Origin of the sequence: Qipengyuania thermophila (genome assembly GCF_004153605.1) — a bacterium.
GTDB classification, from domain to species: Bacteria; Pseudomonadota; Alphaproteobacteria; order Sphingomonadales; family Sphingomonadaceae; genus Qipengyuania_B; species Qipengyuania_B thermophila.
In genome coordinates, this window is the sequence record NZ_SDSI01000002.1 from 533,276 (window position 1) to 549,164 (window position 15,889).

The following is a 15,889-nucleotide window of genomic DNA, read 5'->3' on the forward strand; positions in this document are numbered from 1 at the left end:
AGGACGTGCCGCACTCCGGCCCGCCGTGTCGAAACCAAATCGTCGCGCCTTGTCTGAACCGCGAGGGTGTCCCGCCCGGTTCATGCGCAAGCCACGCGATGTCGCTATGGACCTCGGCCTTAATCATGATTGAATGTCAAAGCTCTCCTGCCGTTCATCCCCGGCGGCGCGGGGATGCGTCATGCGGTCTGTGGATAAAGCGAGCCGGCGGGCCAAGCGGTTCCCACGGGGTCTCCTGTTTCCTGTAAGACCGTGAAGCCTTCTCCCCTGTCAGCAGCGTTGGAAGTGAACTCTTGAACGATATCAGCCCCATCGGCCCCTCCGACCCACAGCACGGCGGATACGAGCGCATCGACATCGTCGACGAGATGAAGAGCAGCTACCTGGATTACGCGATGAGCGTGATCATCAGCCGCGCTCTTCCCGATGTCCGCGACGGTTTGAAGCCGGTCCACCGGCGCATCCTCTATGCAAGTCACGAGGCCGGCTTCGTGGCCGGTCGGCCCTATCGCAAGAGCGCCAAGATCGTCGGCGACGTGATGGGCAACTTCCACCCTCACGGCGACAGCGCCATCTACGACGCTCTGGCGCGCATGACGCAGGACTGGTCGATGCGCGTGCCGCTGGTCGACGGCCAGGGAAACTTCGGCAGCGTCGATCCCGATCCGCCCGCCTCCATGCGCTACACCGAGGCCCGGCTTGCCCGCGTGGCCAATGCGTTGCTGGAAGATCTCGACAAGGACACGGTCGACTTTGCCGACAACTATGACGGCTCGCGCAAGGAACCGACGGTTCTGCCGGCACGCTTCCCCAATCTGCTGGTCAACGGCGCCGGCGGCATCGCGGTCGGCATGGCGACGAACATCCCGCCGCACAATCTGGGCGAGGTGATCGACGCCTGCGTGGCGATGATCGACAATCCCGGCATCACGGCCGAGGAACTGATCGCGATCGTCCCAGGGCCGGACTTTCCGACCGCGCCGCTGATCCTCGGCCAGGCGGGCAGCCGGGCCGCCTATCTGACGGGCCGCGGCTCCATTCTCATGCGCTGTCAGCACGAAATCGAGGACCGGCGCGGCGACCGGCAGTCCATCGTGCTCAAATCCCTTCCTTACCAGGTCGGCAAGGCCAGCCTGGTGGAGAAGATCGCCGAAGCCGCGCGGGACAAGCGGGTCGAAGGCATCGCGGACATCCGGGACGAGTCCAACCGCGAGGGGATCCGCGTCGTCATCGATCTGAAGCGCGAAGCGTCGGCCGAAGTGACGCTCAACCAGATCTGGCGGCACACCCCGGCCCAGGCGTCGTTTCCCGCCAACATGCTCGCCATCCGCGGCGGTCGTCCGGAGATCCTCACGCTCAGGGAGATCATCCAGGCTTTCATCGCCTTCCGCGAGGAGGTGATCACCCGCCGCACCAAGTTCGAGCTGAACCGCGCCCGTGAACGGGCCCACATCCTGCTGGGTCTGGTCATCGCCGTCTCCAATCTCGACGAGGTCGTGCGCATCATCCGTGCGGCGGCAAGTCCCGCGGATGCGCGTGCGGCCCTGCTCGCGCGTGAGTGGCCGATCGGCGACATCGGCCGCTACATCGCGCTCGTCGAGGCGATCGAAGCCGAGGTCGAACAGGAGGCCGGCGTTTACCGCCTGTCGGCGCGGCAGGTGAAAGCCATTCTCGACCTCCGCCTGCACCGGCTCACGGCGCTGGGGCGCGACGAGATCGGTGACGAGCTTCAGGAGCTGGCCGACCAGATCGCCGGGTTCCTGCGGATCCTTGCAGACCGTTCGGTTCTGTTCGGAGTGATGCGGGAAGAACTGCTCGAGGTGCGCGCGAACTTCGCGACTCCGCGCCTCTGCACCATCGCTCCGGCGTGGGACGGGATTGACGACGAGGATCTCATCGCCCGCGACGAGATGGTGGTGACCGTCACCATGGACGGATACATCAAGCGCACGTCGCTGTCCGCCTTCCGCGCCCAGAACCGCGGCGGGAAGGGCCGCGCGGGCATGAACACCAAGGAGCAGGACGCGGTCAGCGACCTGTTCATCACCAGCACGCACAATCCGGTCCTGTTCTTTTCCACCGCCGGCAAGGTCTACCGCCTCAAGGTCTGGCGTCTGCCTGAAGGCGGACCGGCCACGCGCGGGCGGCCGATCGTCAACCTCCTGCCCGCACTGGAGGAGGGAGAGACGATCGCTGCCGTGCTTCCCCTCCCCGAGGACGAGAACGCCTGGAGCGCCCTGCACGTGGTCTTCGCCACCGCGCGCGGCAACATCCGGCGCAACGCGATGGACGCTTTCGCCAACGTGCCGTCGAGCGGCAAGCTCGCGATCCGTTTCGAGGACGGATCGGACGACCGGCTGGTTGGCGTGGCCCTGGTCGAGCCGGGTGACGATGTCCTCCTGGCCAGCCGCCAGGGCAAGGCGATCCGCTTTGCCGCGGAGGATGTGCGCGAGTTCGCCAGCCGCACCTCCACCGGCGTGCGCGGCATGACGCTGCGTCCCGATGACGCCGTGATCTCGCTCGCCATCCTGCGCGGCGGCGCATGGTCGTCCGAACAGCGCGACGCCTATCTCCGCCAGGCAGCGTGGAAGGCATCGGGTAGCCAGAACCTGTCGCCTGAACATCAGAACATGGCGGACGAGGAGCAGTTCATCCTCACCGTCTGCGCCAATGGCTACGGCAAGCTCAGTTCCGCCTACGAGTACCGGCGCACCGGCCGCGGCGGTCAGGGGATCGTCAACATCGACAACATCGCCCGCAACGGTCCGGTGGTGGCAAGTTTCACCGCGACGCCGCGTGATCAGCTGATGCTGGTGACGGACCAAGCGAAGCTCATCCGCATCAGCCTTGCCTCGCTGCGCGTGATCGGCCGCGGCAGCGCCGGGGTGCGCCTGTTCGACGTATCGCCCGGAGAGCACGTCGTGGGAGCGGCGCGGATCGACGACATCGCCGAGCCTGAGAACGAAGCCGAACTCGCGATCGTCGAGGAGATCGCCACCCGCAGCAGTGTCGAGACGGCGCCGGACACGCCGGCCGATCGCGACACGCCGTCGCCGCTCGAACCATAGCCGTAAAAATGCCCTCGTCTCCCTGTGACGTGCACGTGATCGGCGGCGGGCTGGCCGGGAGCGAGGCGGCTTGGCAGCTGGCACAGCGCGGGGCGCGCGTGCGGCTGACGGAGATGCGCGGCGGCGGGGCGACCACGCCGGCCCACGAGACCGCACTGCTGGCCGAGCTGGTCTGCTCCAACTCGTTCCGCTCGGACGATGACCGCCTCAACGCGGTCGGACTCCTCCACGACGAGATGCGAAGGCTCGACAGCATCGTCATGGCGGCCGGCGAGGACACCCGCGTTCCCGCCGGGAGCGCCATGGCCGTCGACCGCACCGCCTTCGCGCACGCCGTGCAGGAACGCCTGGAACAGCATCCGAACGTGACCATAGTGCGCGAGCGGGTTGACACACTTCCCCGGGCGGGTCTCACAATCGTGGCGACAGGACCGCTCACGGCCACCGCGCTGGCCGAAGACATCGCCCGTCTCACCGGTGCCGAGCATCTCGCCTTCTTCGACGCCATTGCGCCGATCGTTCACCGCGACACGATCGACATGGACATCTGCTGGGTCCAGTCGCGGTGGAACAAGCGCACGCATCTGTCGGGCGAGGACGGCGACTACATCAACTGCCCTCTCGACAAGGAGCAGTACCTCGCCTTTCACGCACAGCTCCTGGCGCGGGACACCGTGTCGTTCCGCGAATGGGAGACCGACACCCCCTACTTCGAAGGGTGCATGCCCATCGAGGTCATGGCCGCGCGCGGGGTGGACACGCTGCGGTTCGGACCGATGAAGCCGGTCGGCCTCGACGACCCTCGCACCGGGCGCTGGCCCTATGCCGTGGTTCAGCTTCGCCAAGACAACCGGCTTGGCACGCTGTGGAACATGGTCGGGTTCCAGACCAAGCTCAAGCACAGCGAGCAGGTGGAGCTGTTCCGCACCATCCCCGGCCTTCAGAAGGCCGAGTTCGCGCGCCTAGGCGGCCTCCACCGCAACACCTTCCTGAACGCGCCGCGTCTGCTCGACGATCAGCTCCGCTTGCGCAGGGCCCCGCATCTGCGCTTCGCAGGGCAGATCACGGGCTGCGAAGGGTATGTCGAAAGCGCTGCGGTGGGGTTGGCGGCGGGGCTGATGACGCTGGCCGAGCTGCGCGGCCTGCCTTGGGAGCCCCTGCCCGCCACGACGGCTCTGGGCAGTCTGCTGAGCCACATTACGGGCGGAGCCGCGGCGGCGACCTATCAGCCGATGAACATCAACTTCGGTCTCTTTCCGCCCCTGCACGAGATCCACAAGAAGGCGCGCAAGGAGGCTTACACCAGCCGTGCCAAGGCCGATCTCGGCTCGTGGCTGCGGGCAGCGGCTGTGTCCGCCTAGCCGGTCAGCACGCGCATCGCGGCTTTGGCTTCGGCTTCGCGGCCGGCATCCCTGCCGAAAATTCCGGCAGCGTCAGTTCCGCGTCGCGGTTCGCATCCGCCGCTTCGAACCGCTTCACGGTCGCCACCGCCCATTCCTCGAAGGTGAGGAGATTGTTCCCGTCGACGTCCAGCTTGCGGAACGCTGCCGCGCGGGTGGAAAGCATCTCGTTCCGGCTGATCCGCCAGTCGCGGTTGCGGTCATACCGGAAGAAGCGCTGTTGCTCCTTGCTCAGTTCCGTCGCGGACGGGAGCGCCGGACCGCGTGCTGCGAGGTCGGCGGCGGTCGCGAGCGGCAGGGCAATTTCTGACTGCGCAGCAGGTGCAGCCGCGGGCGGCGGGACGCCTGCGGCCTCCACCTGCGCCCGGCCCTGAAGCCAGAACAACCCGACGCCGAAGATGACGAGCACGCCCAACGCGCCCAGAAGAATGCGGCTCATTCCCGCCTCCTAGGCGGCGAACCGTTACCAAGCTGTAGCCGCGCTAGCGCCCCGTGAGCCCTGCGCGCAGCGCGTCCAGCGCGCTGGCGCGTCCGGCCCACAACGGTGCGCGCTCGTGACGCAAGGCTCTGAGCGCGATTCGCCTCAACACGGCGGCGGGACGGAGCGCACGGCTCAGCCGCGGCATCGCGGCAAGGTTCTCCCGCAGCACCTGCGCATCGGCGCGGGATCCGCCGGAACGCCGCAGCAACGCCAGCGCCCACAGGCCGCCCGCCTGCGCTGCTCCGATCCGCTGGGCGTCGCTGCGGCCGCTGGTCGCGAACGTGGCGAAGCACGCACCGAGAGCGGATCGGACCTGCTCGGCCTCGGAGTGCATCGGCTCGGCGAGCCAGTGTTCCTCGTGCGCGTCGATCAGCGCAACAAGACATTGGCGGTCTGCCACCCAGTGACGGCCAATCAGGCCGAGCAGCGGGTCGGCGGCCGTCTGCAGCCGCGCCGGATCACCCACCTGCTCACGCCACCAGGCAAGCTTCATCTGGGTCAGCAACGGTTCGCGGCCGGTTCTGCCCAGTCGGATGAGCCGAGTGTTCAGCGCAAAGAGAGCAAGATACCGCCCGTGTGTCTCGGACGGCGCATAGTGAAGCGCCGCCCCCTCGGGGAGCGTCACCTTCACCTCCGGCCGGCCGGGATCTCCTGCAAGCGCCACCGGAACGACGGGACTCAGATCCTCCATGCGGCGTTCACCATCTGCGCTAACACAATGTTGACCCTTTCCGCTTAGTGGCCGGTGTTCGATCAGGGAGCGGAGATCGGCAGATGGGGAAGCAAGAGTCGCAAGTCACGGGCTCGTCTTTCCTCCGGCGGCTTGCGGCAGACCGGTCCGGCAACGTGGTGGCCATCACTGCGGCGGCGATCATTCCCATGATCGGTGTCGTGGGGGGCGCCATCGACACCAGCCGGCTCTATCTGACCAAAAGCCGCCTGCAAGCCGCGTGCGACTCCGCCGTCCTCGCCGGGCGCAAGGCGATGACGACCAACCTCTACACCGCCTCGGCGCGCAACCGGGCGAACAGCATGTTCGCCTTCAACTTCCAGGACGCGGACTACGGGACCACCGGCACGCGCTTCCTATCCGCTGCCAACGCCGACGGGCGGCTCGACGGCACCGCGTCAACAAATGTGCCGATGACGCTGATGAAGATGTTCGGCTTCGAGGCGCAGCCGCTCGAGGTCACGTGCAGCGCGGACATCCAGGTGCCCAACATCGACATCGTGTTCGTCCTCGACGTCACCGGGTCGATGAACGGAGCCATGGGATCGGGAACGCGCCTCTCGGCATTGAAGCAGGCCGCGAAGGACTTCGCCGACGTCATGGACGCCGCGCTGATCGGCAACACCCGGTCGCAGGTGCGTTATGGCTTCGTGCCGTACAGCCAGACGGTCAACGGCCGCGACCTGTTCAAGGCCAATCCCGACCTCTCGCGCGGAGAACTGCACCTGTCGCACCTCGCGGACACGGTGACGGCCGAGTCGCGCGTGGCCAATTTCAGCACCTGGCAGGACTGGACCCAGGATCCATGGACCAGCCCCACCAGCTTCAACCAGACCTTCGGCGTCGACCGCACGATGAGCCATGAACCCTTTCAGGCGACGAGTTCGCAGGCGACGCGCATCTCCAACAGCGACTGCGACGCTTACAGCGCCAACCTGTCCTTCTCCATCAACAGCATCAACCGCAACGTCCACCTGTTCCCGCAGACCAGCTGGAGCGGGAGCGGCCGGGGTGCTTCCGAACTGTTCCAGGCGGAAGGCTCCAACACCTGGACGACCACGCCGCCCAATCATGGCAACCGCTACGTGCGGATCAGCTTCAGCCGCGTGTCAAGCACCTGGGAAGACAACAACGGCGCGACGCACTCCGCCTATCAGAATTGCGTGCGCCGGGTCACCCGCACGACCTTCCACCGCGGGTTCCGGTTCACCAACTGGATCTATCGGCCCGTCGACTATGACACGCGCACCTACAAGGCCGGTTCGGCAATCCCCTTCGTCTCGGCGGTGAATGCGAACTATCTCGTCACCGAACCGGGGATGTACGATCCTGTTGCCCTCCGCCAGCTGCCGCGGCAGGGGGGGCTGACGGCTGCCTCGATGACGTGGAACGGCTGTCTCGAGGAACGCGACACGGTGCCCGCGACCAATTTCGCTCCGATCCCGAGCGGCGCCAAGGACCTCGACATCTTCAACGGCGGCACAAACGACAGCATGCGCTGGCGCCCCGTCCTGCCCAACCTCAGCTGGAATCGCGGCACGCCCTCGCAGACAACCTCCTTCATCAACCAGAACCACAGCTGCCCGCAGTCGTTCATGCGCAACCTGAACACGATGAGCCGGGCAGAGTACGACGCGTATATCGACGGGCTGGCGGCCGCCGGCGGCACCTATCACGACATTGGTCTGGTGTGGGGCCTGCGGATGATTTCACCCACGGGCATGTTCGCCAGCCGCAATCTGATCGGTCCGAACGGCGGGCAGATCAGCCGGCACATCATCTTCCTCACCGACGGCAAGATGGAGCCACACGAGCAGACCTACTCCTCCTACGGCTACGAGCAGACCTCGCAGCGCATCCGCGGAGGCGGCGGCCCCTCCCTCGTCGATCGCCACAACGCCCGCTTCAAGGCTCTGTGCGACAGCCAGCGGGGCCTGATCAGCATCTGGGCGATCGCGTTCGGAGAGCCGCTTGGCCCTACCCTGCGCGATTGCGCCGATCCGGGCCGCGCCTATGAGGCGAACAACGCCGCGGAACTGAGCGAGGCCTTCCGGCGCATCGCCAAGGAAGTCGCCGATCTGAGGCTGGTCCAATGAGCGCGCGGAGGCGTTCTCGGCCCTGCGCGCTGGTGCGTAGACTCCGCCGGTGCGAGAGCGGTGTCTCGGCGGTCGAGTTCGGCTTCGTCGGGCCGATCTTCATCATGCTGCTGATGGCGGTGTTCGACACCGGCTTCTCCATCTACACCCGGGCCGTGCTTCAGGGCGCGGTCGAGGAGGGTGCCCGCACGGCCTCGCTGGAGAACACCCAGTGGGAGGTGATCAAACAACGGGTGAACAACCAGGTCCGCGCCGTCATCCCGGCCGCCAACCCGGAGACCGACATCTCGTTCGAGATCGATCCGTTCTACTACCAGAACTATGCCGACGTCGTCATTCCGGAGGACTTCACGGACCTCAACGCCAATGGCCGCTGGGATCCCAACGAGTGCTTCGTCGACCGCAACGGCAACCGCTCCTATGACGAGGATGTCGGCATCCAGGGACGAGGCGGCGCGCAGGATGTCGTGGCGATCCGGGCCCAGCTCGAGTTCCGGCGGGCGATGCCGCTCTGGAACATGCTCGGTCAGCCGCAGACAATGACGCTGGTGGCGAGCACCTACCTGCGCAACCAGCCGTTCTCGGGACAGGCATCGCGCGTCGGAGTGCGGATATGCCCCTGAAGACCCCAGCGCGCCGCCGAAAATGGTGCAGGCGCCTGCGCCGCGAGGACCGCGGCGTCGTCGTGATCGAATTCGCCTACACACTGCCGATCTTCATGCTGCTCGGCATCACGGGAGTGGAACTCGCGCATTTCGCCATCGCCAACATGCGCGTCAGCCAGATCACCATGACCGTGGCGGACAACATCTCGCGCGCGAAGCAGACAGTGCCCCTCGCCCTGCCCCGACTGCGCGAGGTCGACATCAACGACAACCTGCTCGGCGCCATGGTGCAGGGCGGCGAGAGCCTGAAGATCTTCGAGGAAGGCCGGATCATCGTCTCCAGCCTCCAGCAGAATGCCACCGGGCGACAGTGGATTGCCTGGCAACGGTGCAAGGGTATGCTGAACGTGCAGTCGCGTTACGGCCTCGAAGGCGCCACTCAGCCGAACAGCGGCACGAGCGGGTTCCAGGGGATGGGAACCGGCGCCAATCGCGTCCAGGCCGAACCGAACAGCGCCATCATCTTCGCCGAAGTTGCCTACACCTATCGGCCCCTGTTCAGCGAATGGGTGATCGGTCCCAAGCAGATCCGGCGCGAAGCCGCCTTCTTCGTGCGCGACGACCGCGACCTGACGCGTGTCTACAACGATGCACCGCTGGCGTCCGTGTCGTCCTGCAACAAGTTCGACACGACGTTCTGACCGTTGCCTGGCTGACTATTTTGGACAGATGCGCCGCGCGGCGGCCACGATCTTGTCCGCATTGATCAGCGCGAGCTGCTCCAGATTGGCAGCATAGGGCAGCGGCACGTCCTCGTTGCAGACGCGCAGCACCGGCGCATCAAGGTCATCGAAGCCCTCCTCCATGCACAGCGCCATGACCTCGGACGCGACCGAGCATGTCGGCCACCCCTCTTCTGCCACGATCAGCCGGTTGGTCCGTGCGAGGCTGTCGAGGATCGCCTGCCGGTCGAGCGGCCGGATCGTTCTGAGATCGAGCACCTCGGCCTCGATGCCCTCGGCGGCCAGCGTCTCCGCAGCCTCGAGCGCGAATCCCACGCCGATCGAATAGCTGACGAGGGTTACATCCCGCCCTTCACGCACGATCTTCGCCTTGCCGATGGGCAGCACCTGCTCCTCGTCCTCGTCGAGTGCGAAGCTGCGTCCGTAGAGCAGTTCGTTCTCAAGGAACACGACAGGATCCTCCGAGCGGATGGCGGCCTTCAGCAGTCCCTTGGCATCGGCTGCGTCATAGGGCGCGATCACGACGAGTCCCGGCACGCTGGCATACCAGGGCGCGAAGTTCTGGCTGTGCTGCGCCGCGACACGGCTCGCCGCGCCATTCGGGCCGCGGAAGACGACCGGACACCGCATCTGCCCACCTGACATGTAGTTCGTCTTGGCGGCCGAATTGACGATGTGATCGATCGCCTGCATGGCGAAGTTGAAGGTCATGAATTCGACGATCGGCCTCAGCCCGGCCATCGCCGCGCCGGTGCCGATGCCGGCGAAACCGTATTCGGTGATCGGCGTGTCGATGACGCGCTTCTTGCCGAATTCGTCGAGCAGCCCCTGCGTCACCTTGTACGCGCCCTGATACTGGGCGACCTCCTCGCCCATCACGAACACGCGCGGATCGCGGCGCATCTCCTCGGCCATGGCATCGCGCAACGCCTCGCGCACGGTGACTGTGCGTCCGCTTGCGGTGCGGTGCGAGCCGGCCGGGTGGGATGCGTGTGCCGGCGCCGGGACCAACGTGGCAGCGTCGGCCGTCGATTTCTCCGGGTCGCCGCTGGCACCGCCGTCTGATGCGGCAGCAGCCTCTTCCCGAACCGGCGAGGGTGTGGACGACGCCTCGCCCTCATCTGCTCCCCGGAGGAAGGCGATGACGGTGCCGACCTTGACGTTCTCCGTGCCCTCCAGAACGGCGATGCGTTCGAGCACGCCTTCATCGACGGCTTCGAACTCCATGGTCGCCTTGTCCGTCTCGATTTCGGCAAGGATGTCGCCGGGTGCCACGGAATCGCCCTCGCGTTTCAGCCACCGGGCAAGCGTGCCCTCTTCCATGGTGGGGGAGAGCGCGGGCATTTTCAGTTCGACAGGCATCAGCAACTCACCGGGCGTGTTCGGCTGCGGGGATCGCCGGCGCGCTGCCCGAATAGCTGTCCACCAAGACGTCGGTGTACAGCTCCTCCGGCTCAGGCTCGGGCGACGTTTCGGCGAAGTCGGCTGCGGCAGCAACGATGGCCCGGATCTCCTTGTCGATGGCGCGCAGATCGTCCTCGGCCGTGCCGTCCTCCACGAGGAGCCGCTTGATCGCCTCGATCGGGTCGCGCTGCTCCTTAAATTCCTGAACCTCCTCGCGGGTGCGGTACTTCGCCGGATCGGACATGGAGTGGCCGCGGTAGCGGTAGGTGCTGCACTCCATCAGCACCGGGCCGTTCCCGTCCCGGACATAGGCGAAGGCGACCTCCGCCGCCTGACGCACCTGCAGCACATCCATCCCGTCCACATGCATGCCGGGAATGCGGAACGCCGCGCCGCGCCTGTGAAACTCCGTTTCGGCCGAGGACCGCTCCACCGCCGTGCCCATGGCGTAGCGGTTGTTCTCCACAACGAACACGATCGGCAGCTTCCACAAGGCAGCCATGTTGAAGGTCTCGTAGACCTGTCCCTGATTGGCCGCACCATCGCCAAAATAGGCGAGGCACAGGCCGCCATCCTCGTTGTACTGGTGGGCAAGGGCCAGCCCGCCGCCCAGCGCAACCTGCGCGCCCACGATGCCGTGGCCGCCGTAGAACTTGTGCGCGGTCGAGAACATGTGCATCGAACCGCCCTTGCCGCGCGAAATGCCCGAATGGCGCCCCGTCAGCTCGGCCATGATGATCTTGGGATCGATGCCGTAGGCGAGCATGTGGCCGTGATCCCGGTAGCCGGTGATGACGCTGTCGACTTCCGGATTGAGCGCGCTTTGGAGCCCGATCGCGACGGCTTCCTGCCCGATGTAGAGGTGGCAGAAGCCGCCGATGAGGCCCAGCCCGTAGAGTTGCCCGGCCTTTTCCTCGAAGCGGCGGATGAGCAGCATCTGGCGGTAGAAGGCGAGCTTCTCGTCCGCGCTCGCGGGGTAGCGGGTGTTGCTCGCGAACTGGTCCTGAAGCGAACGCAGGGACGGCACCTGCGCATCAGGGGCACTGTCGTGTGGCTTGGACATGGCGGTGTGCAATCCTTGCTCGCGCGGACCGGCGGGTTCGATTCACCGCCTATAGGAGCGAGCACCGGCGCAAGGCAACCGGCCCGCCGGCATCTGCCCGGTCCGCACCCTCAACGCTGCTCCTCGTCCAGGCTCAGGATCATCTCGTCGGGGTGGACGACATTGAGATTGCGGCGGATCAGTTCGCCCACGAGATCCGGATCGGCATTGTCCGGGTTCAGCAGGATGACACGCTGGCGCAGCCGGTCGCGGCGTTCGATCAGGGCGGCGAGTTCCGCCTCGCGCTTCTCCTTGAGCTGAGCATATTCGCTCCAGGCGATGAGACCTGACGGCCCCGCCACGATGAGGCCGAGCAGAACGCTCGCCGTCACGAGCGAAGCGACGGACAAGACCCGCTCCTTCTCCAGCTTCGTCCGGCGCAACGCTATCATGGCTTGTGACAGAACACACCAGCCGCCGGCGATCAAGTCCCCTTTGTCGGCCGGCGACGCACCGCTTTGACAGCGGCGGACCGGACATGATACCGCTTCGGTGCAGAACATGACCTTAGAGTGAGAGCGACGTGGCTGACCTGTTTCCCAATCCCGCTGGTCTGGACGGCTTCGAGTTCGTCGAATTCTGCGCGCCGGAGAAGGAGGTTCTGGAGCCGGTTTTCCGCACCATGGGCTTCACGCATGTGGCGTCGCACCGGTCGAAGGATGTGCATCTGTGGCGCCAGGGCGGGATCAACCTCCTGACCAATTACGAACCGCACAGCGCGGCCTGGTACTTTGCCCGGGAACACGGGCCGAGCGCGTGCGGCATGGGGTTCCGGGTCCGCGACGCTGCCGATGCGTGGGATCATCTTCTCGAAGCCGGGGCCCAGCCGGCGCCGACCGAAGCCGGGCCGATGGAGCTGAACATCCCCGCGATCAAAGGGATCGGCGGCGCCAACATCTACCTTGTCGACCGCTACGAGGGATCGGCCAAGGGCGATCTGACCATCTACGACGTCGACTTCCGCTACCTGAACGGCGTCGACCCCCATCCGGTTGGCGCGGGTTTCCAGCGCATCGATCACCTCACCCACAACGTCCACAAGGGGCGAATGGCCTACTGGGCGGACTGGTACGAACGCCTGTTCAACTTCCGCGAAATCCGCTTCTTCGACATCAAGGGCGAATATACCGGCCTCACGTCCAAGGCGCTGACCGCACCGGACGGGAAGATCCGCATCCCGCTCAACGAGGAGGGCGAGAGCGGCAAGGGCCAGATCGAGGAGTTCCTGCGGGCCTTTAACGGCGAGGGGATCCAGCACATCGCTCTCATCTGCGACGATCTCGTCGCGGCGTGGGATCGGCTCAAGCAGCTCGGTGTGCCGTTCATGACCGCGCCGCCGGCGACCTATTACGAGATGCTCGACGAGCGGCTCCCCGGACATGGCGAGCGCGTCGATGACCTGCGCGCGCGCGGCATCCTGCTTGACGGCAGCGTGTCTGACGGACAGCCGCGCCTCCTGCTGCAGATCTTTGCCGAAGCGCAGGTCGGGCCGGTGTTCTTCGAGTTCATCCAGCGCAAGGGGGACGAGGGCTTCGGCGAAGGAAACTTCAAGGCGCTGTTTGAGTCCATGGAGCGTGACCAGATCCGCCGCGGCGCGCTGCAAGTGGACGAGCGGTCCGCCCAGCACGCAGAGGTGGCGCAATGAGCGGGAGCGACGCTGCCGCCGGACCGTCGGGATCGCCGATCCGCCTCCGCGGGATCCACCATGCCGCCTACCGCTGCCGCGATGCTGCCGAGACGGTGGCGTGGTACGGCAAGGTTCTGGGCATGGAATACACGACCGCTTTCGCGGAGGATCACGTGCCGTCCACGGGCGCTTATGATCCGTACATGCATGTCTTTCTGGATGCCGGGAACGGCAACATTCTCGCCTTCTTCGAACTGCCGAACCAGCCGGACATGGGGCGGGACGAGAACACGCCCACATGGGTGCAGCATCTCGCCTTCAAGCTCGGCTCCGAAGATGAATTGATGCGGGCCAAGGACCATGTCGAGAGTCTCGGCATCGAAGTTCTCGGCCCCACCCATCACGGCATCTTCAAGTCGATCTATTTCTTCGATCCGAACGGGCATCGGGTCGAACTCGCTGCCGACATCGCCACGGACGATCAGCTGGCCGAACTGCGCCGCGTCGCCGAACCCATGCTCGAGGAGTGGAGCCGGACCAAACGGGCGCCTCGGCACGCCGCGTGGCTGCACGAGGCCGCCCGTTGAGCGGATATCCCGACGCGGCGTAGCGCGTCAGGCGGCCTGACAATGCCTGGCATGGACTATGTCGCCACCCTGCAGGCGCAGCTGCATGCGATGGCGCTCGGCTTCGTCGCTCAGCTCCCGAACCTGGCTTTTGCCCTCATCGCGATCCTTGTCACGTGGATTGCGGCGCGGTTCGCTGTCAGGATCGCCGACCTGCTCGTCGCTCGGACCGATCTGCGGCCGAGTCTCAAGGAACTGCTCGACACTCTGGTGCGGGTGGCGATCTGGACGGCCGGACTTCTGTTCGCGGCAATGCTGGTCATGCCGGGCCTCACCCCTGCGAGCCTACTGGCAGGGCTCGGGATCGGGGCCGTGGCGATCGGCTTTGCCTTTCAGGACATCTTCGAGAACTTTCTTGCGGGCGTGCTCATCATGGCGCGTCGCAAGATGCAGATCGGCGATCTCGTCGAATGCGAAGGCATCACCGGGCGCGTCGAACACATCACGCTGCGCGAGACGCATGTGCGGGCGCTGTCGAACGAGCTGACGATCGTGCCGAACGCGGTGCTGTTCAAGAACCCGGTGCGGATTGTCACCGACGAGGAGCGGCGGCGTTATGAACTGGTGGTCGGAGTCTCCTACGACGCGGATCTCGATCGCACCGCCGAGGTGCTGCGCAGGGCGGTGGAAAAGGTGGCGTCCGTCGATCAGGCGCGGGGTGTGGAGATCTACGCCACCACCTTCGGCCCCAGCGCGATCGACTTTCTGGTGCGCTGGTGGGCCGGTTCAACACCTAGGGCAGGATTCGAGAGCCGCGACCGCGTTGTCCGTGCCGTGCGCCGCGCACTCGCCGATGCGCGCATCGAGATCCCGTATCCGCAGATGACCCACAGCTTCCGCGAACCCGTGCAGGTGCAGGTCCGCACTGGCGAAAAGGACTAAGTCCGGCGGAGGAGAATGGCGCGCCCGGAAGGATTCGAACCTCCGACCGCCCGGTTCGTAGCCGGGTACTCTATCCAGCTGAGCTACGGGCGCGCTTGGTGTGGGCGTCCTTAGGAGTGGGCCAGCGGCTTGGCAATCCCTAAAGCGCAGGCAACCCGACCAGGCGGCCTCGCAGGTCCCGGTCGAGCGGCGGCATGGCGCACGTCAGCATGGCGTCAAGGGTGAACCAGTCCACCGCCCCGCCCTCCAGCGCGGCCGGCGTGCCCGACCACACGGTGCAGCGATACAGCAGGAGCAGGATCGCTCCGCCCGCGTCGCTCACGCTGCTCGTGGCAAAGGACAGCGGCTGAAGCGACGCGGGTGCCGCCGCAACTCCCAATTCCTCCGCCAGCTCACGCGACAGGGCATCCTGCGGAGTTTCGCCTGGCTCGACCTTGCCGCCCGGAAACTCCCACAGGCCGCCATGATGCTTGTGGCGCGGTCGGCGGTGGAGAAGATGCCGACCGTCCGCGCCGACCAGATCGGCAGCCACGACCAGCATCATGGTTGCCTGTCCGGCAAGACTCCCGTCACACCGGACGTTAACGATTTGGCGCCATAAGGCGGCTGCCGGCGCGCGGATGCCGGTTGGCAGGAGCGGCCCATGTCGCAGATTTCGAAGCAACTCGGCAAGGACGATTCCGGCGCCACCGCCATCGAATACGGGCTGATCATCGCGCTGCTGTGCATCGCGATCATCGGGTCCATCACCGCGTTCGGCGGCGCAGTCAACGCCATGTGGCTGCACATCAGCACCACCATCACCGCCACCATCGGCATCTGAACGGCTTAAACATTTATCAACTCATACAGGTTAGCAGCACTCTTGCCAGAAGCGACAACAGCGGGACGGCGGGGACATCAGGATCAACGAGGAGAACGACCATGACCACCATCAACAAGCTCATCCGTGACGAAGACGGCGCCACGGCCATCGAATACGGCCTGATCGCGGCGCTGATCGCCGTGGGCCTCATCGCGGCGCTCAGCTCGCTCGGTGGCAGCCTGTCGCGCACGTTCACCGGCGTGGGCAACCAGCTCAACACCGCGAACGCCTGAGCGCCTTCGCGCAAAACGGAAGGCGGC

The 15,889-nt window shown here is 66.0% G+C and carries 16 protein-coding genes and 1 tRNA gene; 10 read left to right on the forward strand and 7 right to left on the reverse strand.

Annotation, left to right across the window (positions count from 1 at the left end; all coding sequences use genetic code 11):
- Positions 1-368 precede the first annotated feature (368 nt).
- Both gyrA and trmFO read left to right on the forward strand, forming a co-directional pair.
- Entirely contained in the window at positions 369-3,068 is a 2,700-nt protein-coding gene (gene gyrA, locus ETO60_RS06910) for a DNA gyrase subunit A (RefSeq protein WP_130004653.1), read from the forward strand.
- Positions 3,069-3,076: 8 nt separating this feature from the next.
- The gene (trmFO, locus tag ETO60_RS06915; RefSeq protein WP_130004021.1) at positions 3,077-4,429 is read left to right on the forward strand and encodes a methylenetetrahydrofolate--tRNA-(uracil(54)-C(5))-methyltransferase (FADH(2)-oxidizing) TrmFO; all 1,353 of its coding nucleotides are present in this window, start codon (positions 3,077-3,079) and stop codon (positions 4,427-4,429) included.
- A 4-nt stretch (positions 4,430-4,433) separates the two neighbouring features.
- On the opposite strand, the gene ETO60_RS06920 is transcribed toward trmFO, so the two are convergent.
- On the reverse strand, positions 4,434-4,907 hold the full coding sequence (locus ETO60_RS06920; RefSeq protein WP_130004023.1) for an EF-hand domain-containing protein: 474 nt from the start codon (positions 4,905-4,907) through the stop codon (positions 4,434-4,436).
- Between the two features lie 43 nt (positions 4,908-4,950).
- On the reverse strand, positions 4,951-5,640 hold the full coding sequence (locus ETO60_RS06925) for a hypothetical protein (RefSeq protein WP_130004025.1): 690 nt from the start codon (positions 5,638-5,640) through the stop codon (positions 4,951-4,953).
- A 155-nt stretch (positions 5,641-5,795) separates the two neighbouring features.
- Between ETO60_RS06925 and ETO60_RS06930 the strand changes: the two genes are divergently transcribed.
- From ETO60_RS06930 to ETO60_RS06940, 3 genes are read left to right on the forward strand one after another with little or no spacing between them, the layout of a single operon-like run.
- Positions 5,796-7,775 (forward strand): pilus assembly protein TadG-related protein, encoded by a 1,980-nt coding sequence (locus ETO60_RS06930; protein WP_165362133.1) that lies wholly within the window; start codon positions 5,796-5,798, stop codon positions 7,773-7,775.
- Between the two features lie 32 nt (positions 7,776-7,807).
- Positions 7,808-8,398 carry a TadE/TadG family type IV pilus assembly protein gene (locus tag ETO60_RS06935; protein WP_165362134.1) on the forward strand — a complete coding sequence of 197 codons (591 nt, stop codon included), beginning with the start codon at positions 7,808-7,810 and terminating at the stop codon, positions 8,396-8,398.
- The gene (locus ETO60_RS06940; protein WP_130004031.1) at positions 8,389-9,081 is read left to right on the forward strand and encodes a TadE/TadG family type IV pilus assembly protein; all 693 of its coding nucleotides are present in this window, start codon (positions 8,389-8,391) and stop codon (positions 9,079-9,081) included. Before ETO60_RS06935 ends, ETO60_RS06940 begins: the two co-directional genes overlap by 10 nt.
- A 15-nt stretch (positions 9,082-9,096) precedes the next feature.
- On the opposite strand, the gene ETO60_RS06945 is transcribed toward ETO60_RS06940, so the two are convergent.
- From ETO60_RS06945 to ETO60_RS06955, 3 genes are all read right to left on the reverse strand, one after another.
- Complete coding sequence (locus ETO60_RS06945; RefSeq protein ID WP_130004033.1) at positions 9,097-10,485, reverse strand: pyruvate dehydrogenase complex E1 component subunit beta; 1,389 nt, start codon at positions 10,483-10,485, stop codon at positions 9,097-9,099.
- A 7-nt stretch (positions 10,486-10,492) separates the two neighbouring features.
- Positions 10,493-11,590 carry a pyruvate dehydrogenase (acetyl-transferring) E1 component subunit alpha gene (gene pdhA / locus ETO60_RS06950; RefSeq protein WP_130004035.1) on the reverse strand — a complete coding sequence of 366 codons (1,098 nt, stop codon included), beginning with the start codon at positions 11,588-11,590 and terminating at the stop codon, positions 10,493-10,495.
- A 110-nt stretch (positions 11,591-11,700) separates the two neighbouring features.
- Positions 11,701-11,979: an FtsB family cell division protein gene (locus ETO60_RS06955; RefSeq protein ID WP_234026376.1), complete on the reverse strand. Its 279-nt coding sequence runs from the start codon at positions 11,977-11,979 to the stop codon at positions 11,701-11,703.
- Between the two features lie 173 nt (positions 11,980-12,152).
- On the opposite strand from ETO60_RS06955, the gene hppD reads away from it, so the two are divergent.
- From hppD to ETO60_RS06970, 3 genes are read left to right on the forward strand one after another with little or no spacing between them, the layout of a single operon-like run.
- On the forward strand, positions 12,153-13,274 hold the full coding sequence (gene hppD, locus ETO60_RS06960; RefSeq protein WP_130004039.1) for a 4-hydroxyphenylpyruvate dioxygenase: 1,122 nt from the start codon (positions 12,153-12,155) through the stop codon (positions 13,272-13,274).
- Positions 13,271-13,843, forward strand: coding sequence for a VOC family protein (locus ETO60_RS06965; RefSeq protein WP_130004041.1), 573 nt, complete (start codon positions 13,271-13,273; stop codon positions 13,841-13,843). Before hppD ends, ETO60_RS06965 begins: the two co-directional genes overlap by 4 nt.
- 42 nt (positions 13,844-13,885) lie before the next feature.
- A complete protein-coding gene (locus ETO60_RS06970; protein ID WP_315850271.1) occupies positions 13,886-14,764 on the forward strand; it encodes a mechanosensitive ion channel family protein in 879 nt (292 codons plus the stop codon).
- 16 nt (positions 14,765-14,780) lie between these two features.
- Here ETO60_RS06970 and ETO60_RS06975 read toward each other — a convergent pair.
- Positions 14,781-14,857 (reverse strand) — tRNA-Arg (locus ETO60_RS06975).
- Positions 14,858-14,903: 46 nt separating this feature from the next.
- On the reverse strand, positions 14,904-15,308 hold the full coding sequence (locus tag ETO60_RS06980; protein ID WP_315850272.1) for a (deoxy)nucleoside triphosphate pyrophosphohydrolase: 405 nt from the start codon (positions 15,306-15,308) through the stop codon (positions 14,904-14,906).
- Between the two features lie 99 nt (positions 15,309-15,407).
- Here ETO60_RS06980 and ETO60_RS06985 point away from each other — a divergent pair, with 99 nt between their 5' ends.
- Both ETO60_RS06985 and ETO60_RS06990 read left to right on the forward strand, forming a co-directional pair.
- A complete protein-coding gene (locus ETO60_RS06985; protein WP_130004043.1) occupies positions 15,408-15,587 on the forward strand; it encodes a Flp family type IVb pilin in 180 nt (59 codons plus the stop codon).
- Between the two features lie 101 nt (positions 15,588-15,688).
- The gene (locus ETO60_RS06990; RefSeq protein WP_130004045.1) at positions 15,689-15,862 is read left to right on the forward strand and encodes a Flp family type IVb pilin; all 174 of its coding nucleotides are present in this window, start codon (positions 15,689-15,691) and stop codon (positions 15,860-15,862) included.
- Positions 15,863-15,889: the final 27 nt, after the last annotated feature.

Coding starts and splice junctions, on each gene's coding strand:
- ETO60_RS06965 (WP_130004041.1), top strand. CDS start 13,271: ATGAGCGGGAGCGACGCTGCCGCCGGACCGTCGGGATCGCCGATCCGC.
- ETO60_RS06945 (WP_130004033.1), bottom strand. CDS start 10,485: ATGCCTGTCGAACTGAAAATGCCCGCGCTCTCCCCCACCATGGAAGAG.
- ETO60_RS06980 (WP_315850272.1), bottom strand. CDS start 15,308: ATGATGCTGGTCGTGGCTGCCGATCTGGTCGGCGCGGACGGTCGGCAT.
- ETO60_RS06925 (WP_130004025.1), bottom strand. CDS start 5,640: ATGGAGGATCTGAGTCCCGTCGTTCCGGTGGCGCTTGCAGGAGATCCC.
- ETO60_RS06920 (WP_130004023.1), bottom strand. CDS start 4,907: ATGAGCCGCATTCTTCTGGGCGCGTTGGGCGTGCTCGTCATCTTCGGC.
- ETO60_RS06970 (WP_315850271.1), top strand. CDS start 13,886: ATGCCTGGCATGGACTATGTCGCCACCCTGCAGGCGCAGCTGCATGCG.
- pdhA (WP_130004035.1), bottom strand. CDS start 11,590: ATGTCCAAGCCACACGACAGTGCCCCTGATGCGCAGGTGCCGTCCCTG.
- trmFO (WP_130004021.1), top strand. CDS start 3,077: ATGCCCTCGTCTCCCTGTGACGTGCACGTGATCGGCGGCGGGCTGGCC.
- ETO60_RS06990 (WP_130004045.1), top strand. CDS start 15,689: ATGACCACCATCAACAAGCTCATCCGTGACGAAGACGGCGCCACGGCC.
- gyrA (WP_130004653.1), top strand. CDS start 369: ATGAAGAGCAGCTACCTGGATTACGCGATGAGCGTGATCATCAGCCGC.
- ETO60_RS06985 (WP_130004043.1), top strand. CDS start 15,408: ATGTCGCAGATTTCGAAGCAACTCGGCAAGGACGATTCCGGCGCCACC.
- ETO60_RS06940 (WP_130004031.1), top strand. CDS start 8,389: ATGCCCCTGAAGACCCCAGCGCGCCGCCGAAAATGGTGCAGGCGCCTG.